The 22,414-nt window shown below is 66.9% G+C and carries 19 protein-coding genes; 10 read left to right on the top strand and 9 right to left on the bottom strand.

All coding sequences use genetic code 11. The annotated features are described in order from the left end of the window. Nucleotides 1-251: 251 nt before the first annotated feature. Complete coding sequence (locus bpln_RS14825; RefSeq protein WP_042625817.1) at nucleotides 252-830, bottom strand: pseudouridine synthase; 579 nt, start codon at nucleotides 828-830, stop codon at nucleotides 252-254. Between the two features lie 223 nt (nucleotides 831-1,053). Between bpln_RS14825 and icd the strand changes: the two genes are divergently transcribed. Further along, nucleotides 1,054-2,310, top strand: a complete 1,257-nt coding sequence (gene icd / locus bpln_RS14820) for an NADP-dependent isocitrate dehydrogenase (RefSeq protein WP_042625816.1) — start codon at nucleotides 1,054-1,056, stop codon at nucleotides 2,308-2,310. 168 nt (nucleotides 2,311-2,478) lie between these two features. After that, nucleotides 2,479-4,707: an NADP-dependent isocitrate dehydrogenase gene (locus bpln_RS14815; protein WP_042625815.1), complete on the top strand. Its 2,229-nt coding sequence runs from the start codon at nucleotides 2,479-2,481 to the stop codon at nucleotides 4,705-4,707. A gap of 188 nt (nucleotides 4,708-4,895) precedes the next feature. Here the strand turns inward: bpln_RS14815 and bpln_RS14810 are convergent, their stop codons facing one another. Then, complete coding sequence (locus bpln_RS14810) at nucleotides 4,896-5,123, bottom strand: hypothetical protein (RefSeq protein WP_042625814.1); 228 nt, start codon at nucleotides 5,121-5,123, stop codon at nucleotides 4,896-4,898. 626 nt (nucleotides 5,124-5,749) lie between these two features. Here bpln_RS14810 and bpln_RS14805 point away from each other — a divergent pair. The 6 genes from bpln_RS14805 (at nucleotide 5,750) to bpln_RS14780 (ending at nucleotide 12,487) form a co-directional block, all read left to right on the top strand. Next, nucleotides 5,750-8,140 carry an ATP-binding protein gene (locus tag bpln_RS14805; RefSeq protein ID WP_042625813.1) on the top strand — a complete coding sequence of 797 codons (2,391 nt, stop codon included), beginning with the start codon at nucleotides 5,750-5,752 and terminating at the stop codon, nucleotides 8,138-8,140. Nucleotides 8,141-8,144: 4 nt separating this feature from the next. Next, complete coding sequence (locus bpln_RS14800; RefSeq protein WP_055139163.1) at nucleotides 8,145-8,879, top strand: methyl-accepting chemotaxis protein; 735 nt, start codon at nucleotides 8,145-8,147, stop codon at nucleotides 8,877-8,879. Further along, nucleotides 8,876-9,412, top strand: coding sequence for a hypothetical protein (locus tag bpln_RS14795; RefSeq protein WP_055139162.1), 537 nt, complete (start codon nucleotides 8,876-8,878; stop codon nucleotides 9,410-9,412). Before bpln_RS14800 ends, bpln_RS14795 begins: the two co-directional genes overlap by 4 nt. Before the next feature lie 35 nt (nucleotides 9,413-9,447). Then, the gene (locus tag bpln_RS14790) at nucleotides 9,448-10,410 is read left to right on the top strand and encodes a chemotaxis protein CheX (protein WP_042625810.1); all 963 of its coding nucleotides are present in this window, start codon (nucleotides 9,448-9,450) and stop codon (nucleotides 10,408-10,410) included. 23 nt (nucleotides 10,411-10,433) lie between these two features. Then, nucleotides 10,434-10,799, top strand: coding sequence for a response regulator (locus bpln_RS14785; RefSeq protein WP_042625809.1), 366 nt, complete (start codon nucleotides 10,434-10,436; stop codon nucleotides 10,797-10,799). An 80-nt stretch (nucleotides 10,800-10,879) separates the two neighbouring features. Continuing rightward, nucleotides 10,880-12,487, top strand: a complete 1,608-nt coding sequence (locus bpln_RS14780) for a multicopper oxidase family protein (protein WP_042625808.1) — start codon at nucleotides 10,880-10,882, stop codon at nucleotides 12,485-12,487. A 70-nt stretch (nucleotides 12,488-12,557) separates the two neighbouring features. On the opposite strand, the gene bpln_RS14775 is transcribed toward bpln_RS14780, so the two are convergent. Together bpln_RS14775 and bpln_RS37370 are read right to left on the bottom strand one after the other, a co-directional pair. After that, nucleotides 12,558-12,761 (bottom strand): cold-shock protein, encoded by a 204-nt coding sequence (locus tag bpln_RS14775; protein WP_004196460.1) that lies wholly within the window; start codon nucleotides 12,759-12,761, stop codon nucleotides 12,558-12,560. 170 nt (nucleotides 12,762-12,931) lie between these two features. Further along, on the bottom strand, nucleotides 12,932-13,126 hold the full coding sequence (locus bpln_RS37370; RefSeq protein WP_141755323.1) for a hypothetical protein: 195 nt from the start codon (nucleotides 13,124-13,126) through the stop codon (nucleotides 12,932-12,934). 167 nt (nucleotides 13,127-13,293) lie between these two features. Here bpln_RS37370 and clpS point away from each other — a divergent pair, with 167 nt between their 5' ends. Both clpS and clpA read left to right on the top strand, forming a co-directional pair. Further along, nucleotides 13,294-13,608 carry an ATP-dependent Clp protease adapter ClpS gene (gene clpS / locus bpln_RS14770; protein WP_013699144.1) on the top strand — a complete coding sequence of 105 codons (315 nt, stop codon included), beginning with the start codon at nucleotides 13,294-13,296 and terminating at the stop codon, nucleotides 13,606-13,608. Beyond that, nucleotides 13,605-15,902 (top strand): ATP-dependent Clp protease ATP-binding subunit ClpA, encoded by a 2,298-nt coding sequence (gene clpA / locus bpln_RS14765; protein ID WP_042625807.1) that lies wholly within the window; start codon nucleotides 13,605-13,607, stop codon nucleotides 15,900-15,902. Before clpS ends, clpA begins: the two co-directional genes overlap by 4 nt. 229 nt (nucleotides 15,903-16,131) lie before the next feature. Here the strand turns inward: clpA and dut are convergent, their stop codons facing one another. The 5 genes from dut to bpln_RS14740 form a co-directional block, all read right to left on the bottom strand. Further along, entirely contained in the window at nucleotides 16,132-16,578 is a 447-nt protein-coding gene (gene dut, locus bpln_RS14760; RefSeq protein ID WP_042625806.1) for a dUTP diphosphatase, read from the bottom strand. Between the two features lie 82 nt (nucleotides 16,579-16,660). Continuing rightward, complete coding sequence (coaBC, locus tag bpln_RS14755; RefSeq protein WP_055139161.1) at nucleotides 16,661-17,872, bottom strand: bifunctional phosphopantothenoylcysteine decarboxylase/phosphopantothenate--cysteine ligase CoaBC; 1,212 nt, start codon at nucleotides 17,870-17,872, stop codon at nucleotides 16,661-16,663. An 85-nt stretch (nucleotides 17,873-17,957) separates the two neighbouring features. Beyond that, nucleotides 17,958-18,458 (bottom strand): signal peptidase II, encoded by a 501-nt coding sequence (lspA, locus tag bpln_RS14750; RefSeq protein WP_042625804.1) that lies wholly within the window; start codon nucleotides 18,456-18,458, stop codon nucleotides 17,958-17,960. Between the two features lie 2 nt (nucleotides 18,459-18,460). After that, complete coding sequence (gene ileS / locus bpln_RS14745) at nucleotides 18,461-21,298, bottom strand: isoleucine--tRNA ligase (protein ID WP_055139160.1); 2,838 nt, start codon at nucleotides 21,296-21,298, stop codon at nucleotides 18,461-18,463. Nucleotides 21,299-21,403: 105 nt separating this feature from the next. Beyond that, entirely contained in the window at nucleotides 21,404-22,384 is a 981-nt protein-coding gene (locus bpln_RS14740; RefSeq protein ID WP_042625802.1) for a bifunctional riboflavin kinase/FAD synthetase, read from the bottom strand. Between the last annotated feature and the right edge of the window lie 30 nt (nucleotides 22,385-22,414).

The raw sequence follows: 22,414 nt of genomic DNA, 5'->3' as shown, positions 1-22,414 counted from the left end.
TTCCTCAGCTTTAGTTAATTAACCAAATGACCCGGCATAGGAGTCAGTTCGTCTAACGAGGCCATCCACCTTTCGGTTGACAGACGCGGCAAGAAAAAAAATTCCTTGGCGCTGCGGACACGCGGCTGCGATTCGTGCGTCGCGGACGACGCGGGTTTCGCGGCTTGGCGCCAATGCCGGATAGCTTCGGTCGGCATCTGCGTGAAATAACGGACGGTCGGGAGGATTGGTTGACGCGAGTCACGAAACTTTCATTCGACCGGCGCAAAACCTTCCCAGGGCGCGCGCGGCGGCAGTTCGACGGTCTCGCCGGGCGCGAGGCCGAGCGCGAACAGGTCGAGCGCGCCGACGCCGACCCGCACCAGCCGCAGCGTCGGGAAACCGACCGCGGCCGTCATCCGGCGCACCTGGCGGTTCTTGCCTTCACTGATCGCGAGTTCGATCCAGGTGGTCGGGATCGCCGCGCGAAAGCGCACCGGCGGTGTGCGCGGCCACAGCGCGGCGGGCGGCTCGACGAACGACGCGTGGCACGGGCGCGTGACGTAATCGCCGAGATCGACGCCGCGCGCGAGCGCCTTCAGCGCGGCCGCGTCGGGCGCGCCCTCGACCTGCGCCCAGTAGCGCTTGACGAGCTTGTGGCGCGGCTCGGCGATGCGCGCCTGCAGCGCGCCGTCGTCGGTCAGCAGCAGCAGGCCCTCGCTGTCCGCATCGAGCCTGCCGGCCGGATAGACGCCCGGGGTGCGCACCCAGTCGCCGAGCGACGGCCGGGTTTCGTGCGGCGAGAACTGGCAGATCGTGCCGAACGGCTTGTTGAGGGCGAGGAGGGGCATCGGGCGGGCTGCGCGGCTCGCGCCGCGTCGTATGGCAAATGGCGGAATCTTAATGCATAATACGGAACGGCAGGTCTTTTGTCTTATATAAGACTTGGTGACGGGCGGCGGCTTCGCGGCGGCACGGCCGGTCCGGGCGCTAGAATAGCGGCAACGTTTCTGTGCATCAGCCAGGCAAACAACCCGCTTTCCAATCAGCCCAGCCATATCACTGGAGTCGACCATGCCGTATCAGCACATCGTCGTGCCGGACGGCGGTGACAAGATCACCGTCAACGAGGACTTTTCGCTCAACGTGTCGGACCAGCCGATCATCCCGTACATCGAGGGTGACGGCTCGGGTGCCGACATCACGCCGGTGATGCTGAAAGTCGTGAACGCCGCGGTCGAGAAGGCCTACGGCGGCCGCCGCCGGATCCACTGGATGGAGATCTACGCCGGCGAGAAGGCGACGCGGATCTACGGCGACGATGTCTGGCTGCCCGAGGAGACGCTGCAGGCCGTGAAGGAGTACGTGGTCTCGATCAAGGGGCCGCTGACCACGCCGGTCGGCGGCGGGCGCCGTTCGCTGAACGTGACGCTGCGCCAGGAGCTCGACCTCTACGTCTGCCTGCGCCCGGTGCGCTATTTCAAGGGCGTGCCCTCGCCGGTGCGTGCGCCGGAGAAGACCGACATGGTGATCTTCCGCGAGAACTCGGAAGACATCTATGCCGGCATCGAGTGGCCGGCCGGCTCCGAGCAGGCGAAGAAGGTGATCCGTTTCCTGCAGGAGGAGATGGGCGTGAAGTCGATCCGCTTCCCCGACAGCTCGGCGCTCGGCGTCAAGCCGGTGTCGCGCGAGGGCACCGAGCGCCTGGTGCGCAAGGCGATCCAGTACGCGCTCGACCACGAGCGCAAGTCGGTGACGCTGGTCCACAAGGGCAACATCATGAAGTACACCGAGGGCGCGTTCCGTGATTACGGCTACGCGCTCGCGCAGAAGGAATTCGGCGCCGAGTTGATCGACGGCGGCCCGTGGATGCGCTTGAAGAATCCGAAGACGGGCGGCGAGATCGTCATCAAGGACGCGATCGCCGATGCTTTCATGCAGCAGATCCTGCTGCGCCCGGCAGAATACGACGTGATCGCCACGCTGAACCTGAACGGCGACTATCTTTCCGATGCGCTCGCCGCGCAGGTCGGCGGGATCGGCATCGCGCCGGGCGCCAACCAGTCCGATTCGGTCGCGATGTTCGAGGCGACCCACGGCACGGCGCCGAAGTACGCGGGCAAGGATTACGTGAACCCCGGCTCGGAAATCCTGTCTGCGGAGATGATGCTGCGCCACCTCGGCTGGACCGAGGCGGCCGACCTGATCATCTCGTCGATGGAGAAGTCGATCCAGCAGAAGCGCGTGACGTATGACTTCGCGCGGCTGATGGAGGGCGCGACGCAGGTGTCGTGCTCGGGTTTCGGCAACGTGCTGATCGAGAACATGTAGGCACGATGCGGTAGTGCCGGATCCGTTCCGGCCACCCCGGCGCCAGGCCGATGCCGCCGGGGTGAGCACTGAGGTTGGTCGGCGCTTCTTCTCGGTCGGTTCGATCGCGGCCCGTTGGGTTCGCTGTCAGCGATCTTCTGTCAATTTTCTCGTAGCAACGCATCAACCATGTCCACCTCGTCCAAGATCATCTACACCCTCACCGACGAAGCTCCGGCGCTGGCGACCTATTCGCTGCTGCCGATCGTCAAGGCCTTCACCCGCTCGTCGGGCGTGGCCGTCGAAACCCGCGACATCTCGCTGGCCGGCCGCATCATCGCCGCGTTCCCCGAGGCGCTCACGCCCGAGCAGAAGATCAGCGACGATCTCGCCGAGCTCGGCCAGCTGACGCTGCGCCCCGAGGCGAACATCATCAAGCTGCCGAACATCAGCGCCTCGGTGCCGCAGCTGAAGGCCGCGATCGCCGAACTGCAGGCGCAGGGCTACAAGCTGCCGAACTATCCCGACGAAGCGACCAGCGACGCCGAGAAGGACGCCAGGGCCCGTTACGACAAGATCAAGGGCAGCGCCGTGAACCCGGTGCTGCGCGAAGGCAACTCGGACCGCCGCGCGCCGCTGTCGGTCAAGAGCTACGCCCGCAAGCACCCGCACAAGATGGGCGCCTGGACCGCCGATTCGAAGTCGCACGTCGCGCACATGAGCGACGGCGACTTCTACGGCAGCGAGAAGTCGGCGCTGATCGGCGCGGCCGGCAGCGTCAGGATCGAGCTGACCACGGCCGACGGCACCAAGAAGGTGCTGAAGGAAAAGACCGCGGTCAAGGCCGGCGAAATCATCGACGCCTCGGTGATGAGCCGCACCGCGCTGCGCAGCTTCATCGAAGCGCAGATCGCCGACGCGAAGGCCAAGGACGTGCTGTTCTCGGTCCACCTGAAGGCGACCATGATGAAGGTCTCCGATCCGATCCTGTTCGGCCAGTTCGTGTCGGTGTTCTACGAGGACGTGCTGACCAAGCACGCCGAGACGCTCGTCAAGATCGGCTTCAACCCGAACAACGGCATCGGCGACCTGTACGCGCGCCTGAAGGACGTGCCGGCCGAAACGCGCGCCGAGATCGAAGCCGACATCAAGGCCCAGTACGAAAAGCGCCCGCACCTCGCGATGGTCAATTCGGACAAGGGCATCACGAACCTGCACGTGCCGAGCGACGTGATCGTCGACGCCTCGATGCCGGCCATGATCCGCGATTCGGGCGGCATGTGGGGCGCGGACGGCAAGCTGCACGACGCCAAGGCCGTGATTCCGGACCGCTGCTACGCGGGCGTCTACCAGGCCGTGATCGACGACTGCAAGCAGCATGGCGCGTTCGATCCGGTCACCATGGGCAGCGTGCCGAACGTCGGCCTGATGGCGCAGGCGGCCGAGGAATACGGTTCGCACGACAAGACGTTCCAGATCACCGCCGACGGCGTGGTGAGCGTGACCGACGAAGCCGGCAACGTGCTGCTCGAGCAGCCGGTGAAGTCGGGTGACATCTGGCGCATGTGCCAGACCAAGGACGCGCCGGTGCAGGACTGGGTCAAGCTGGCCGTGAACCGCGCGCGCGCCTCGAACACGCCGGCCGTGTTCTGGCTCGACGCCGCGCGCGCTCACGACGCGCAGATCATCAAGAAGGTCGAGCAGTACCTGAAGGATCACGACACGAGCGGCCTCGATATCCGCATCCTGCCGCCCGTCGAGGCGACGCGTTTCTCGCTCGAGCGCATCCGCGCCGGCAAGGACACGATCTCGGTGACCGGCAACGTGCTGCGCGACTACCTGACCGACCTGTTCCCGATCATGGAACTGGGCACCAGCGCGAAGATGCTGTCGATCGTGCCGCTGATGGCCGGTGGCGGCATGTTCGAAACCGGCGCGGGCGGTTCGGCGCCGAAGCACGTCCAGCAGTTCAACGAGGAAGGCTTCCTGCGCTGGGATTCGCTCGGCGAATTCCTCGCGCTGGCCGCCTCGCTCGAGCACCTCGGCAACGCGTACCACAACCCGAAGGCGCTGGTGCTCGCGAAGACGCTCGACCAGGCCACCGGCAAGTTCCTCGACGAGAACCGCTCGCCGGCACGCAAGGTGGGCGGCATCGACAACCGCGGCAGCCACTTCTACCTGAGCCTGTTCTGGGCGCAGGCGCTGGCCGCGCAGACCGAGGACGCGGAGCTGGCCGCGCAGTTCGCCGGTGTCGCGAAAACGCTGGCGGAAAACGAGGCCCGCATCGTCGAGGAACTCGGTGCGGCGCAGGGCAAGCCGGTCGACATCGGCGGCTACTACCGTCCGGACGCCGCACTGACGAGCCAGGCGATGCGCCCGAGCGCGACGCTCAATGGCGTGATCGACGCGCTGGCGTAAGCCGCGCGGGCGGTGCCGAGGCCGGGGTCCGGCGCGCGAGCGCGCGGCGGCGCTAGCGAGGCACCGAAACCAGAGCGGCGCGCGCGGTGAGCTACACCGCGCGCGCCGCGCAGCCGTCCGCGCGAGGATCGCGCGGCGGCGGCGAACGGCGGACGCGTGTGACGAGGCACGCGCCCGCCGTTCGCCGTTTACACATGAACGATTTCCCAATCGTCGATCTGCCCGGGAATCTCGAGCGTCGACGTGTCGACCTCGTCGAGCGCCTCGCAGTGCGCACCGCGCGCGAGATGATCGACCGCGTGCTCCGGGCTCTTGAACTCGCCCAGCGATTCATTGCCGAACGTCGCCTCCCAGCCTTCGTTGCCCGGCAGGATGTAGAACGACCCCTGGTCCGATCCATAGCGAAATCCCTTCATTTCAGCCTCCGTCCATCATTCAAGAAAGAAATCGATGCGTTCCCGCCGCGCGGCGGGAACCGGCTCGTCGACGTCCGCGCCGATAGCGGGCGAGGGGGCCAGCGGATCGCGGCCCTCGCGTTGCGTCGATCCATGGAAACCAGTCTACGTGGGCGGCGCGCGCTGATCGAGCGCGTAGAGCGGCTGCTCGAAACAAAAATTAACTATTAAAAACAATGGTTTGTGAGCGATGTTTCGAATGGCGGAACGTGTTGCGACATCGCGAAAACGTCCTTTGGTGCTCCGCATCATGATTTTTTACGACACGCGGCAGCGTTCCGTATCGTGAAAAATAGCGGACTTCGGCGGCGGGCGAGCAGGGGGCGACGACAGGGGTAGCGGGCGGGATGAAAAAGGGCGCGATCGAGCCGCCATTCGGCGGTCGGTTAACGGCGGTGATTTTCGAAACTTGAGGCTTCGTTCGCGAAACGGCGGCGAAACCCTTCATTTCGTGCTCGATTCCCGGGGGGTCATCTTCAAGTCATATGGCGGTAGCCATAATGCGCCCGCCCGGCGATTCGTCCGATTTTCAAAGTCGAGCGGACGGGCGGGCCGGACTCACACACATGGCTGCTACGGGGATTCACATGACCATCCGACATCGCATTACGTTGCTTGTCGCACTGATGTTCGTTGCGCTCGCAGCGATCGGCGGCTACGCCGTCTATCAGGCGCAGCGCAGCGCGGCAAGCGTTCGTCAGGTGACGCAGGGCGTCGTACCGAGCGCACTCGCTTCTTCCGATCTCGTCGCCGACCTGAAGGACGTTCAGATCGCGATGATGACGCTCGTCTACGCCCCCGACGCGAACATGGCGTCGCAGGCGCTCACGGAACTGAATACCAAGGAAGCGTCGCTGCGCGCGGCGCTCGACGTGCAGAGCCGCTCGGCGACGGGCCAGGCACAGACCGGGCTGATCTCGCAGGCGCGCGACAGCCTCACCAACTACTTCGACGCGATCCACGACACGGCAAAGATGAAGTCGGAGGGCAAGAACGAACTGGCGCAGGCCTACCTGTTCGCCAACGTCGCCCAGTACCGCGACGAGCTCGAAGGCATCATCGAGACGCTGCGCATCGAGAAGAACCGCCAGAAGGACGAGGCGATCGCCACGCTGAACGGCATGCTGGCCACCACCACGATGACGATCGCGATCGTCGCGGGCATCGTGATCGTGGTGCTGATCGGCGTCGGCCTGATGCTCTATCGCCAGATCGTGCGCCCGCTCGGCCGGATGCAGGAGATGATGAGCGAGATCGCGTCGAGCCAGGACTTCACGCGCCGCGTGCCGGTGGGCCGGATGGACGAAATCGGCCGCTCGATCGTCGCGTTCAACGGCATGATCGAGACCATCCAGCGCAACGCCGCGCAACTCAAGCAGCGCACCGCCGACATCCAGGCGATGCTGCAGAACATGCAGCAGGGCATCCTGACGATCGTGCCGGGCGGCACCGTGCATCGCGAGTACTCGGCGTTTCTCGAGCGCATCTTCGAGACCGGCGACATCGCCGGCCGGCCGGCCATGCAACTCGTGTTCGCCGATTCGGACGTCGGTTCGGATGGCCTCGCGCAGATCGAGGCGGCGATCGACGCGTGCCTCGGCGAGGACGGCATCAACTTCGAGTTCAACCAGCACCTGCTCGTCAACGAGATCGGCAAGCGCATGCCGAACGGCGCCGAGAAGCGCCTCGACCTGTCGTGGTCGGCGATCACCGACGAGACCGGCACCATCGTGCGCCTGATGCTCTGCGTGCGTGACGTGACCGAACTGCGCGCGCTGTCGGCCCAGGCCAACGAGCAGCGCCGCCGCCTGGAGATGATCGGCGAGATTCTCGCGGTCAGCCAGGACAAGTTCCACGACTTCGTCGAGAGCGCCACCGGCTTCCTGCACGAGAACGAGCGCATCATCCGCCAGCACGAGCGCGCCGACAGTTCCGCGCTCGCCGAGCTGTTCCGCAACATGCACACCATCAAGGGCAACGCGCGTACCTACAGCCTCCAGCATCTGACCAACATCGTCCACGAGGCCGAGCAGGTCTACGACGAGCTGCGCAGCGCGGACGCGGCGCGCGAGTGGGACCAGCACGAGCTGATGAGCGACCTGGCGCGCGTGCGCGAGGCGCTCGATCATTACGCGACCATCAACAACGTGAGCCTGAACCGTCGCGGCCCGGCCACCGGCGCCGAGCCGGATCGCTATCTGGTGGTGGAGCGCGCGCGGATCCATGAAAGCCTGCGCCTGCTCGATTCGGCCGATCCGTCGGACCCGCACAACTGGCTGACGATGCGCGATTCGGTGCGCGACACGCTGCGCCTGCTCGGCACCGAAACGCTCGGCGGCATGATCGCCGGCGTGACCGAATCGCTGCCGGCGCTGGCCGCCGATCTCGGCAAGGCGGCACCGGTGGTGCGCATCGACGACAACGGTTATCGCGTGCGCAGCGAAGCGGCGACGGTGATCAAGGACGTCTTCATGCACCTGCTGCGCAACGCGCTCGACCACGGCATCGAAGCGCCCGAGGCGCGGCGCGCCTCGGGCAAGGCCGACGAAGGCACGATCGACATCGAGGTCGGCGTCGACGCCGGCATGCTGCAGATCACCGTCAGCGACGACGGTCGCGGCCTCGCGCTGGCGCGGATCCGCTCGATCGCCGGCGAACGCGGCTGGCTCGACGACGCGGCCCTGGCGAACGACGACGATGCCGTCGCCGCGCTGATCTTCCGCCCCGGCTTCTCGACCGCCAGCGCCGTCACCGACGTGTCGGGCCGCGGCGTCGGCATGGACGCGGTGCGCAGCTTCGTGGTGCGCGCCGGCGGCAGCATCTCGCTGCGCTTCACGGACGATCGTCAGGGCGCCGCGTTCCGGCGCTTCCAGACCATCGTCAGCCTGCCGGACAACTACGCCGTCGACAGCGTCGGCATCGAGGTCGCGAACGCCGACGAAGCGGCGCGCGACGACCAGGCGATCGATCGGGCGTAACACGATGATGGGTGGAATCTGGGTAGCAGGACTGGTGGTGGTCGCGATCGCGGCCGTCGGATTCGGCTGCGTGATGTACCTGCGCGCGACGCGCGCGCAGGCCGAAGTGGGCCGGCTCGAGGCCGAGCAGGACGCGGCCGGCGCGCGCGCGGCGGCGGCGGAAGCCGACTGGGCGGCGCGCCGCGTCGAGGACGCGGAGCAGGCGGCCGCGCGCGAGCAGTCGCTCAACGAGTCGCTAGAGGACGCCGCCGCGCAGATCGCAGCGGTGCGCGAGTCGCTCGCGAAGGCCGAGGACGAGCGTGACGCCGCGCGTGCGCTGGCCGGGCGGATCGCCACCGAGTCGGCGCGGCTGCGCGGCCTGACCGGCACGTTCGAGCGCTGGCACGAGCAGATGAGCTCGCTGATGACGCAGAACCAGGACATGCACGCGAAGAATCACGAGCTCTCGTCGATCGTCGCGCACGTGCTGATCGTCTCGCTGAATGCCTCGATCGAGGCCGCGCGCGCCGGCACGGCGGGGCGCGGCTTCTCGATCGTGGCGAGCGAGGTGCGTTCGCTCGCCTCGCGTTCGCAGGAGCTTTCCAAGAGCTACCAGGACAGCCTGAACCGCAACGACCTCGTGACCACCGCCACGTTCCAGGACATCCAGGCGGGCGGCAAGATGATCACCGCCTCGCTCGGCAACGTCGACCTGCTGGCGACGCAGCTGCGCGACCGGCTCGAACGGAGCGAATCGTGATCGGCGCGAACGCGCGCGAGAGCTTCGAGCGGATCTTCTTCGGCGCGGCGCGGGCGCGGCTCGCGACCGACGGCGTCTGCGAGATCACGCCGCGCGCGGCGCCGGACGTGTCGCGCGGCGTCGAGGTGATCGTGCTGACCATCTCGTCGCTGCGCTTTCGCCTGCTCCTGCTGCTGCACTACCGCGACGACGAGGCGACGCGCGCCTGTTACATCGGCAGCGACGGCGCGACCGGGCGGCGGCCGCTGCGCGAGGCGTTCATGGAAGTCGCGAACCTCTGCTGCGGCGCGATCAACCAGGCGCTCGTCGGGCATTTCCCCGATCTCGGGATGTCGACGCCGTATGGCCTGAACGGCGCGAGCGCCGCGCATCTGATCGAGCTGAAGCCCGACCACGTGGCCGCGTATGACCTGATGGTGGGCGGCTCGGTGCGGCTGGGCGCGACGCTCTGCGTCTGCGCGAACGCGCACGTCGACTTCGTGGCCGAGACGCTCGACGTCGATTCGGGCGCGGGCGAGCTCGAAATGTTTTGATGGAAGAACCGAACGAACCCTCGGCAGGAGAAGGAATGACGACACACGATACGCCCGTCAGCAAGGTGCTGGTGCTCGACGACAGCGAGACCCATCTCGATGCGATCCGCCGGTTCTGCGACGAGCACAATCTGGTCGGGCTCAAGGCGCGTCGCAACCGGCTGCTGAAGGTGCTGCGCTCGAACATCGACCTCGGCGCGGTGCTGCTCTCGTTCGACTACGGCGGTTCGGCCGACGAGGCCGCCGCGGTGGCCGCGCAGATCGACGCGCTGCGCCCCGAACTGCCGATCATCGTGCGCCGTCCCGACGGCAGCGGCGACGAAGGCCTGCCCGAAGCGCTCAAGCGCGTGGCCTGCGCGAGCTACGCGCTGCCCGATCTCGAGCCGCTGCGCCGCGCCGTCGACGAATATCTGTTCAGCCTCGCCTACCCGAACGCGCTGGTGCGCGGCATCGAGGAGATCACCGAGGCGCGCCTCGCCACGATCTTCCGCGGCATGACGATCGAATGCGAAACGCCGTGCATCGTGCGCGACCAGATCATCTTCGGCGAGGTGTTCAGCCTGATCGCGCTGGAAAGCGCGTGGTGCCGCGGCTACATGATGATGCAGACCGACGAGCAGCCGATGCTCGACTTCGTCGCGGCGATGCACCCGGACGACAAGGCGCCGGACTTCCGCGACCTGAACGGCGTGCTCGGCGAGCTGACGAACCTGGTCTGGGGCGCGTTCAAGGATCGCTTCCTCGGCAGCGGCGGCGTGCCGGCCTCGAGCTCGGTGCAGGTGCCGCTGCTCGTGAACCACAAGCACAAGTACATCTCGTTCGGGTCCGAGAACCCGCAACTGTGTTTCAAGTATCGGGTGACCGACGACAAGTCGGGCCGCACCGTCACGCTGCACCAGCGTTTCGTGTTCAGCCTGCAATGGTCGCCGGAGTCGTTCGACGATCATGCGCAGGCGGTCGGCGAGATGGTCGACGCGGGCGAGCTCGACTGGTTTTAAGCAACAGACGGAAGACAACGAACATGGCAAAGATTCTGGTAGTGGACGATTCGAGCACGGTACGCGACGAAGTGGCGGGTTTCCTGCGCAAGAACGGGCTCGAGGTGGAAACGGCGGTGGACGGCAAGGACGGCCTGGCGAAGCTGAAATCGAGCCCGGGCATCCGCCTGGTGGTCAGCGACGTGAACATGCCGAACATGGACGGCCTGACGATGGTCGAGAAGATCCGCAGCGAACTCGGCAATGCGTCGGTCAACGTCGTGATGCTGACCACGGAAAGCAGCCCGGCGATGAAGGAGCGCGGCAAGGCGGCCGGCGTGCGCGGCTGGATCGTCAAGCCGTTCCGCGGCGAGGCGGTGCTCGAGACGTTCCGCAAGCTCGCGGTCTGACGCGAAACTGCGCGCTTTGCCGCTGCCGCGGCGTGCGCGCCGGTGTATCGTCATTGCTTCTCTGACACGGGACTCGATCGATGATACGCAGGCAATTTCTCCGCCGCGCGCTCGGTGCGGCGGCTTCGCTCGCATTCGTGCGCGGCGCGCTCGCGAAGACGCCGGCGGCGGATGCGTCGCATGGCATGGCGCCGATGCGCGGCATGGCGGGCATGGACGGCATGCAGGCGGCGCCGGCGGCTTCGGCCACGGCGGCCGGTGACGGCACACTCGCAGCCGCCGACGCGCTGCCCGCCGGCGCGCCGCTCGCGCCGCTGCGCGTGCTCGCCAACGAAAGCACGACACCGGGGCAATTCCGCGCGACGCTCGTCGCGCAGCCGGTCGCGCGGCAGCTGCTGCCCGGCGCCGCGCCCACCACCATGTGGCTCTACGGCGAGGCGGTGACGGGTTCCGCCGTCGGCCCGCTGATCGAGCTGCACGAGGGCGACGCCGTCGAGATCCGCGTCGTCAATCATCTGCCGCAGCCGACCACGATTCACTGGCATGGCCTGCCGGTGCCGCCCGACCAGGACGGCAACCCGCTCGCGCTGATCGAGCCCGGCGCGTCGCGCACCTACCGCTTCACGTTGCCGGAGGGCAGCGCCGGCACTTACTGGTACCACCCCCATCCGCACATGATGACGGCCGAGCAGGTGTTTCGCGGCCTGGCCGGGCCGATCGTGGTGCGCGCGGCTGACGATCCGCTCGCCGGCTGGCCCGAGCGCCAGCTGTTCGTGTCGGACCTGAAGCTGGCCGCCGACGGCACGATCGCCCCGAACGACATGATGGACTGGATGAACGGCCGCGAAGGCCAGTTCGCGCTCGTCAACGGCGCGCGCCGCCCGCATCTGGAGGTGGCCGGCGACGAGCGCTGGCGCGTCTGGAACGGCAGCAGCGCGCGCTTCCTGAACCTGTCGTTCGACGACGGCCGCGCCTTCGAGCAGGTCGGCACCGACGGCGGCCTGTTCGAGCGGCCGCGCCGCGTAACGGCGCTGCTGCTCGCGCCGGGCGAGCGCGCCGAGCTGCTGGTGCGCGCGGGCGGGCACGCCTCGCGCGCCGTGCTGCGCGCCGCCACCTACGACCGCAGCAAGATGGCCATGGCAATGTCCGATGACGATGATTCGTCGTTGCCGCCCGATCCGCCGCTGCCACTCGCGGACCTGAGCTTCGCGCCGGCGCCGGCGCGCGCCGTGCCGGCCGTGCTGCGCGCGGTGCCGCCGCTCGGCAAGCCGGTGGCGCGCAAGTCGGTGACGTTCGGCGAGGCGATGGACATGAACGCGATGATGGCCTCGGCGCCGGGCACGCGCCCGGCCGGCATGCGTTTCATGGTGAACGGGCAGACCTGGTCGCCGCATCGCGCGACGTTGACGAGCCGGCGCGGCGACGTCGAGCTGTGGAGCATCACGAACACCACCGACATGGACCACCCGTTCCATCTGCACGGCACGCAGTTCCAGGTGGTCGAGCGCGAACTGCGCGGGCGACGCACGCCCGAGCCCTACCGGGCGTGGCGCGACACCGTAAACGTCAGGAAGGGCGAGACGGTGCGGATCGCCACGGTCCAGCACGAGGCCGGCGAGCGGATGTTCCACTGCCACATCCTCGAACACGAGGATCTTGGCATGATGGGCACCTTGAAGGTTGTCTGAGGCCGCCCGCTTGGGGCTGGCGAAAAAAAACCCGGCTAGAAGCCGGGTTTTTATCGAGAATCCAATGCGTTCAGGCTGCCTGGATATTCGAAGCCTGCTTGCCCTTCGGGCCTTGGACGACCTCGAAGCTCACCTTCTGGCCTTCCTTCAGGGTCTTGAAACCCTGCATGTTGATGGCCGAGAAATGTGCAAACAGATCTTCGCCGCCTTCATCGGGCGTAATGAAGCCGAAGCCCTTCGCGTCATTGAACCACTTGACGATACCAGTTGCCATACCTACTTCCCCTGTCACTCAGTCGTTACCACGAGCACGCTCGAAAAGCTAAACGACCGGCAAATGCAGCCGTTCCCCCCTCACAAGCTCACCTCGGCCCATTTTCCGTCGTCAAGAAAGACAAAAAGAAAAAAGTGCCAGCTTGATTGTTGGCGCTCTTTATTTGAGTGTCAAGGGGAATTTGTCGGCGGTTTGAGGGTCGTTGTAAAGAACCCATTTTCAGGGTTTATCCGGCTTTCCAGCGTCATGCGCGTGCCAAGCAGCAATACTTGAAAAGCCCCATAATCGGCCCATATGCCAGACTCGGACGACAGGCCTTCGAGCTTGCCGGGAATATGGGATACTCGATCCGAGCGTCGCGTCACGGTAGCGGTTCCGTGGTCGCATGCATGACGGGGGGGCCGGTGCCGCGAGCCGGATCTCACGTCGCGCACACCACGCAGATCTGTGAGCATGCAGTCAGAACGGTGCCGGCCGCAAGGCTGGTTAATGACAGGATTGCGGGCCTGTCCGAGTTGTTTAGAATGGGTGTATGGCGATCATCCCGGACAAGCAGGACAACACCGTCCTGGAACGCAGCGAGCAGAAGCTGAAGCCGCCTTCGATGTACAAGGTGGTGCTGCTCAACGACGATTTCACCCCGATGGAATTCGTCGTGATGGTGGTGCAGGAGTATTTCAAGAAAGACCGCGAAACCGCTACGCAGATCATGCTGAAGGTACATCGCGAGGGACGGGGGGTATGTGGGGTCTATACGCGGGACATCGCGTCGACCAAAGTTGAGCAAGTCGTTACCCATGCGCGGCAGGCAGGGCATCCGCTGCAGTGCGTGATGGAGGAAGCATGATTGCCCAGGAATTGGAAGTCAGCCTGCACATGGCGTTCATGGAAGCGCGCCAGGCGCGGCACGAATTCATAACGGTCGAACACCTGTTGCTTGCGCTGCTGGACAACCCGACGGCGGCCGAAGTGTTGCGTGCATGCGCGGCCAACATCGAGGACCTGCGCCAGAACCTGCGCAATTTCATCCACGACAACACACCGACTGTGCCCGGTACCGACGACGTCGACACCCAGCCGACGCTCGGTTTCCAGCGCGTGATCCAGCGCGCCATCATGCACGTCCAGTCGACGTCGAACGGCAAGAAGGAAGTCACCGGTGCGAACGTGCTGGTGGCGATCTTCGGCGAGAAGGATTCGCACGCCGTCTATTATCTGCAGCAGCAGGGCGTGACGCGCCTGGACGTCGTGAACTTCATTTCGCACGGCATCGCGAAGACAGGCAGCGCCGACGCGGCGAAGGCGGGCGAAGGCACGCCGGAGTCCGAGGATGCGAATGCGCAGAAGGAAACGCCGCTCGCGCAGTTCACGCAGAACCTGAACCAGGCAGCGAAGGACGGCCGCATCGATCCGCTCATCGGTCGCGAGACCGAGGTCGAGCGCGTCGTGCAGGTGCTCTGCCGCCGCCGCAAGAACAACCCGCTGCTGGTCGGCGAGGCCGGGGTCGGCAAGACCGCGATCGCCGAGGGCCTGGCATGGCGCATCACGCGCGGCGAGGTGCCGGACATCCTCGCGAACGCGCAGGTGTTCTCGCTCGACATGGGCGCGCTGCTGGCGGGCACGAAATACCGCGGCGACTTCGAGCAGCGTCTGAAGACCGTGCTGAAGGAACTGAAGGAGCGGCCGCACGCGATCCTCTTCATCGACGAAATCCATACGCTGATCGGCGCGGGCGCCGCCTCGGGCGGTACGCTCGACGCGTCGAACCTGCTCAAGCCGGCGCTGTCTTCGGGCAACCTGAAGTGCATCGGCGCGACCACCTTCACCGAATATCGCGGCATCTTCGAGAAGGACGCGGCGCTGTCGCGGCGCTTCCAGAAGGTCGACGTGAACGAGCCGAGCGTCGAGCAGACGGTGGCGATCCTGCGCGGGCTCAAGTCGCGCTTCGAGGAGCATCACGGCGTCAAGTATTCGTCGGGCGCGCTGTCGGCGGCCGCCGAGCTGTCGTCGCGCTTCATTACCGATCGGCACCTGCCGGACAAGGCGATCGACGTGATCGACGAAGCCGGCGCCGCGCAGCGGATCCTGCCGAAGTCGAAGCAGAAGAAGACGATCGGCAAGGCCGAGATCGAGGAAATCATCTCGAAGATCGCGCGGGTCCCGCCGCAAAGCGTTTCGCAAGACGATCGCAGCAAGCTGCAGACGCTCGATCGCGACCTGAAGAGCGTGGTGTTCGGCCAGGATCCGGCGATCGACGCGCTGGCTGCCTCGATCAAGATGGCGCGGGCGGGCCTCGGCAAGCTCGACAAGCCGATCGGCGCGTTCCTGTTTTCCGGCCCGACCGGCGTCGGCAAGACCGAAGTGGCGCGCCAACTCGCGTTCACGCTTGGCATCGAGCTGATCCGCTTCGACATGTCGGAATACATGGAGCGCCACGCGGTGAGCCGGCTGATCGGCGCGCCGCCGGGCTACGTCGGTTTCGACCAGGGCGGCCTGCTGACCGAGGCCGTCACGAAGAAGCCGCACTGCGTCCTGCTGCTCGACGAAATCGAGAAGGCGCATCCGGACATCTTCAACGTGCTGCTGCAGGTGATGGACCACGGCACGCTGACCGACAACAACGGCCGCAAGGCGGATTTCCGCAACGTCATCATCATCATGACGACGAACGCGGGCGCCGAGTCGATGCAGAAGGGCACGATCGGTTTCACGACGCGCCGCGAAACCGGCGACGAAATGGCCGAGATCAAGCGCCTGTTCACGCCGGAGTTCCGCAACCGTCTCGACTCGACCATCAGCTTCCGCTCGCTCGATGAGGAAATCATCATGCGCGTGGTCGACAAGTTCCTGATCCAGCTGGAAGATCAGCTGCATGAGAAGAAGGTGGATGCGCTGTTCACCGACGCGCTTCGCAAGTACCTGTCGAAGCACGGCTTCGATCCGCTGATGGGTGCGCGGCCGATGCAGCGTCTGATCCAGGACACGATCCGTCGCGCGCTGGCCGACGAGCTGCTGTTCGGCAAGCTGGTCAGCGGCGGCCGCGTGACGGTGGACGTCGACGAGAACGATACCGTGCAGTTGTCGTTCGACAACTCGGCCGAGCCGCCGAAGCCGAGCGAAGAGACAGTCGAAGTCGAGTAATTCGATCGGGTCCGGCGACCCGGTCCGCACGCGGCGACGCGTGATCCGAACGGCGCGGGATTCATCCCGCGCCGTTTTCCGTTTCTTGCGCGGCCGATCGTTGAGTGTTCGATTCACGCGTGCGCTCGGAGCGCGCCGCCGGTCCGCGATTCGAATGGAATAAACACACTAATCGCCGCCCCGTGCGGCTGCCTCGGTGGCCCGAACGGCGGGCGCCGTCCGGCGTGTGTCAGCCGCGGCCGGTACTGCCGAAGCCGCCTTCACCGCGCTCGCTCTGCGCGAATTCCTCGACGACATTGAAGCTCGCCTGCACCACCGGCACGATCACGAGCTGGGCGAGGCGCTCGAACGGATCGAGCGTGAACGCGGTCTGCCCGCGATTCCAGGTCGAGATCATCAGTTGGCCCTGGTAGTCGGAGTCGATCAGGCCGACCAGATTGCCGAGCACGATGCCGTGCTTGTGGCCGAGGCCCGAGCGCGGCAGGATCAGCGCCGCGTAGCGGGCATCGGCGACGTGGATCGCGAGCCCGGTCGGCACCAGCGTCGTCTCGCCCGGTTGCAGCGTGACGGGGGCGTCGAGGCAGGCGCGCAGGTCGAGGCCCGCGCTGCCCGGCGTTGCGTAGTTCGGCAGGTACTCGCGCATGCGCGCGTCGAGAATCTTGAGGTCGAGTTTCATGCGGCGGGTTGCTGGCAGGAGTCGTGGAATTGAAACGTGCGCCGGGACGCGGCTTGGGTCGCGACCCGGCGGCTTGCGTGAATCAGATCAGGCGCGTGTCGGGCAGGCGCTTTGCGATCTCGTCGATCAGCGTGTGCGCAAGCGTGGCTTTCGGCGCGCGCGGCAGGCGTGTCGTGCCGCTGGCCTCGAACAGCACGACTTCGTTGTCGTCGAGGCCGAACGTCAGCGGGCCGAGGTTGCCGATCAGCAGCGGCACCTGCTTGCGCCGGCGCTTTTCCTCGCCGTGGACGTCGAGGTCGCCGCTCTCGGCCGCGAAGCCGACGCAGTACGGCGCGTCGGGCAGCGCCGCGACCGTGGCGAGAATGTCGGGATTCTCGACGAAGTTCAGCACCGGCATCCGCTGGCCGGCCGTTTTCTTGATCTTGTGCTCGGCGGGTTGGTCGACGCGCCAGTCGGCCACGGCGGCCACCGCGATGAACAGGTCCGCGTCGGCCACCGCATGCATCACCGCGTCGTGCATCTGCTGCGCGGTCTGCACGTCCTCGCGGTAGACGCCCCAGGGCGTCGCGAGCGGCACCGGGCCGGCCACCAGATGCACCTCGGCGCCCGCCTGCTGCGCGGCGCGCGCGAGCGCGAAGCCCATCTTGCCGCTGGAGCGGTTGGTGAGCCCGCGCACCGGGTCGAGCGGCTCGAAGGTCGGGCCGGCCGTGATCAGCACGCGCTTGTGGGCGAGCCGCTTCGGCCGGAAGTGCGAGACGATCGCCTCGTAGATGGCGCCCGGTTCGAGCATGCGCCCGTCACCGACCTCGCCGCAGGCCTGCGCGCCCGAATCGGGGCCGAGCACGGCCACGCCGTCGGCGCGCAACTGCGCCGCGTTGCGCTGGGTGGCGGGGTTCTGCCACATCTGGCGGTTCATGGCCGGCACCACCAGCAGCGGGCAGTCGCGCGCGATGCAAAGCGTCGAGAGCAGATCGTCGGCGAAGCCGTGCGCGAGCTTGGCGAGGAAGTCGGTCGAGGCCGGCGCGATCACGATCGCGTCGGCTTCGCGCGACAGATCGATGTGCGCCATGTTGTTGTCGACGCGCGCGTCCCACTGGCTCGTGAACACGGGCCGTCCCGACAGCGCCTGCATCGTGACCGGCGTGATGAACTGCGTGGCCGCCTCGGTCATCACCACCTGCACGGTCGCGCCTGCCTTGGTCAGCAGGCGCGTGAGCTCGGCGATCTTGTAGCAGGCGATGCCGCCCGTCATGCCGATCACGAGATGTTTTCCTGCGAGTTCCTGATGTTCCAACTGGACCTCCGGTAACGAAACGGGCCGGCGCCACGCGGCCCGGCCCCGTCACGCGCCGCGCGGCTCGGGCGCGACGGCGCGGTGCTCAGCGCGTGCCGCGCACGCGGCGCAGCTCATCGTAGACGAGCAGCACGGCGCCGATCGTGATCGCCGAGTCGGCGAGGTTGAACGCCGGCCAGTGCGAGCCGCGCAGGTGGAAATCGAGAAAATCGATCACGTGGCCATACATCAGCCGGTCGATCACGTTGCCGAGCGCGCCGCCGAGGATCAGCGCGAGCGACAGGCTGAACAGGCGCTGGTGGCCGTGGCGCTTGAGCAGGTAGCAGATCACCAGCGTCGCGGCGATGCCGAGCGCGGTGAACGCCCAGCGCTGCCAGCCGCTCGCGGCCGACAGGAAGCCGAACGCGGCGCCGCGGTTGAACACCAGCGTGAGGTTGAAGAACCCGGTGATCGGGTGCATCACGCCGTAGCCGAAGGTCTTCAGCACCGCGATCTTGGTCAGCTGGTCGAACAGGATCACGATCAGCGAAATGCCAAGCCACGGCGCGAGCGAGCCGCTCGCGGATTTCGACAGGGTTTTCGCCATGTTTATGCAGCGCTCCGGGTTTCACCGTTTTCAAAGAGGTTGGAGAAGCAGCGGCCGCACAGCGTCGGGTGGTCCGCGTGCGCGCCGACGTCGGCGCGGTAGTGCCAGCAGCGCTCGCACTTCGCGTAGGTCGAGGCCGCCACCACGACCGCTTCGTCGGCTGGCGCCTCGACGCCCACCACCGTGGCCGCCGAGGTGATCAGCACGAACTTGAGATCGTCGCCGAGGCTCTCGAGCGCCTCGCGGCGCGCGCCGCTCGCGCGGATCTCGACCTCGGCCTGCAGCGACGAGCCGATCCGGTTCGCGGTGCGGGCTTCCTCGAGCGCCTTCGTCACGTCGGCGCGCACGGCGCGCAGCAGCGTCCACTTGTCGATCAGCGCGGCCGCGCCGTCGATCTCCGGATAAGCGTAGTAGGTTTCCGTGAAAATCGTGTCGCTGGCCGGCTGGAACACCTTCCACGCTTCTTCCGCCGTGAACGAGAGGAACGGCGCGAGCACGCGCAGCAGTCCCTGCGTGACGTGATAGAGCGCGGTCTGCGCCGAGCGGCGTGCGATCGACTGCGGCGCGCTGGTGTAGAGGCGGTCCTTCAGCACGTCGAGGTAGAAGCCGCCGAGATCCTCCGAGCAGTACGTCTGCAGCTTCGCGACGATCGGGTGGAATTCGTACTTTTCATAGTGGGCGAGCAGCTCGGCCTGCAGCTGCGCCGAGAACGCGATCGCGTAGCGGTCGATCTCGAGCCATTCGGCGGCCGGCAGCGCGTCCTTCGCGTAGTCGAAGTCGGACAGGTTCGCGAGCAGGAAGCGCAGCGTGTTGCGGATCCGGCGATAGCCTTCCGTCACGCGCTTGAGGATTTCCTCGGAGATCGCCAGCTCGCCCGAGTAATCGGTCGAGGCGATCCAGAGCCGCACGATCTCGGCGCCGAGCCGGTTCGACACTTCGTGCGGATCGATGCCGTTGCCGAGCGACTTGCTCATCTTGCGGCCTTCGCCGTCCACCGTGAAGCCGTGCGTGAGCAGGCCCTTGTACGGCGCGCGGCCGTCGATCATCGAGGCCGTCAGCAGCGACGAGTGGAACCAGCCGCGGTGCTGGTCCGAGCCTTCCAGATAGAGGTCGGCCGGGAACTGCAGCGCGTCCTTGTGCGAGCCGCGCAGCACGTGCCAGTGCGTCGTGCCCGAATCGAACCAGACGTCGAGCGTGTCGCGGTTCTTCTCGTAGAGGTTCGCCTCGTCGCCGAGCAGTTCGCGCGCGTCGAGCGTCTGCCACGCCTCGATGCCGCCCGCCTCGACGCGCTGCGCCACGGCTTCGAGCAGTTCGAGCGTGCGCGGATGCAGCTCGCCGGTTTCCTTGTGGACGAAGAATGCCATCGGTACGCCCCACTGACGCTGGCGCGACAGCGTCCAGTCCGGGCGGTTCGCGATCATGCTGTAGAGGCGCTGCTTGCCCCACGACGGATAGAACGCCGTGGCCTCGACGCCTTCGAGCGCGACTTCGCGCAGCGTGCGCCCGCCGTCGTTCGGCTGCGTGTCCATGCCGGCGAACCACTGCGAGGTGGCGCGGTAGATGATCGGCGTCTTGTGGCGCCAGCAGTGCATGTAGCTGTGCGTGTACTTCTCGCTGCGCAGCAGCGTGCCGGCCGCCTGGAGCGCCTCGACCACCTTCGGGTTGGCATCCCAGATCGCCAGGCCGCCGAACAGCGGCAGCGATTCGATGTAGCGGCCGTCGCCCATCACCGGGTTGATGATGTCGGCGTCGCTCATGCCGTGCGCCTTGCAGGAGACGAAGTCCTCCACGCCGTAGGCCGGCGACGAGTGGACGATGCCGGTACCGGTGTCGGTCGTCACGTAGTCGCCGAGGTAGACCGGCGCGGTGCGCTGGTAGCCGGGGTGGGCGCTCGCGAGCGGGTGATGGAAGCGCAGGCCCGAGAGCTTCGCGCCCGGCGTGGTGGCGATCGTGTTGCCGGTCAGCTTGAATGCGTCTAGGCAGGCGGCGACGCGTTCCTCGGCGAGGATCAGCAGGCCGCGCGGCGTGTCGACCAGCGCGTAGACGATTTCCGGGTGCGCGTTGAGCGCCTGGTTCGCCGGGATGGTCCACGGCGTGGTGGTCCAGATCACGATGCCGCCGTCCTGGCGCGGCAGCGCCGCCAGCCCGAACGCCTGCGCGGTCTTTTCCGGCTCGGCGAACGCGAACAGCACGTCGATGGTCGGATCGGTGCGGTCCTTGTATTCGACCTCCGCCTCCGCCAGCGCCGAGCCGCAGTCGAAGCACCAGTTCACGGGCTTCAGGCCGCGGTAGACGAAGCCCTTCTCGATGATCTTGCCGAGCGCGCGCAGTTCTTCCGCCTCGTTGACGAAGTTCATCGTCTTGTACGGGTTCTGCCAGTCGCCGAGCACGCCGAGCCGCTTGAAGCCGAGCTTCTGCTTCTCGATCTGCTCGGTCGCGTAGGCGCGCGCCTTCTGCTGCACCTCGGCGGCCGGCAGCGACTTGCCGAACTGCTTCTCGATCTGGATCTCGATCGGCATGCCGTGGCAGTCCCAGCCCGGCACGTAGGGCGCGTCGAAGCCGGCCATGTTGCGCGACTTGACGACGATGTCCTTCAGGATCTTGTTGACCGCGTGGCCGAGGTGGATGTCGCCGTTCGCATAGGGCGGGCCGTCGTGCAGTATGAACTTCGGCCGGCCGGCGCTGGCCGCGCGGATCTTCTCGTAGACGCCGCGATCCTCCCAGTCCTGTACCCACTGGGGTTCGCGCCTGGGCAGGTCGCCGCGCATCGGGAACGGCGTGTCGAGCAGGTTGACCGGATACTTGGCCTGCGGTTTCGAGTCGGCTTTCTTGTTGCTCATGTCGGGGGTCGCTATCTCTTCTCGGTGACGCTCGCGCGTCGTGAAATCGGGGGGCGGGCGCCGGGACGGCGCGGCGGGCGCATGCGGCGTCCGGGGCGGATCAGGTCAGCTAATTCGGTCGGTGGCCGAGGTCGCGAAGCCGGTCGCGCGGCCGCCGTGCGCGGCGAAATAGGCGCGTGTGTCGACGACGTCCTGCGCGATCGCGCGCGTCAGCGTTTCCAGGTCGATGAACTTGGCCTCGTCGCGCAGCTTCTTCAGGAATTCGACGCGCACGATCCTGCCGTAGGCGTCGCCGTGCCAGTCGAGCACATGGACTTCCAGCAGCACGCGTCCCGCGTCCACCACGGTCGGGCGCACGCCGAGGCTCGCCACGGCCGGCAGCGGGTGGTCGGCCAGGCCATGCACGAGGACCACGAAGATGCCCGACAGCGCGGGCCGCTTGTGCGCGATCGGCAGGTTCAGCGTCGGGAAGCCGAGGTCGCGGCCGAGCTTGAGCCCATGCGCGACGTGGCCGCTGATCGCGTAGCCGTGGCCAAGCGCGGCCTTGGCCGCGTCGAGGTCGCCGGCCGCGAGCGAGGCGCGCACGCCCGAACTCGAGATGCGCGCGCCGTTCGGCGCCGCGAGCGTGGCCATCTGCTCGACGTCGAAGCCGTAGCGCTGGCCCGCCTCGCGCAACGAGGCGAAATTGCCGGCGCGCTTCGCGCCATAGCAGAAATCGTCGCCTACCATCATCCAGCGCGCATGCAGGCCGTTCACGAGCGTCTGCTCGACGAACGCCTCCGGCGACTGGTTCGCGAACGTGTGGTTGAAATGTTCGACCACCACGCGATCGACGCCGTTCTCGCGCAGCGCTTCCAGCTTGTCGCGCAGCATCGCGATGCGCGGCGGCGCGCCGGCCGGATTGAAGAATTCGCGCGGATGCGGCTCGAACGTCATCACGCAGACCGGCAGCCCACGTGCGTCCGCCGCCGCGCGCACGCGCGCGAGCAGGGCCTGATGGCCGCGATGGACACCGTCGAAGTTGCCGATCGTCAGCGCGCACGGGGCGCGGCTCTCGGCGTTGGGCAGGCCGCGAAAGACTTTCACGATAGCGGGTGGCAGCGGGCGAGTGGGGCG

Source organism: Burkholderia plantarii, assembly GCF_001411805.1.
GTDB classification, from domain to species: Bacteria; Pseudomonadota; Gammaproteobacteria; order Burkholderiales; family Burkholderiaceae; genus Burkholderia; species Burkholderia plantarii.
Note: the sequence above shows the minus strand (reverse complement) of the source record. Positions and strands in the feature narration are given on the sequence as shown.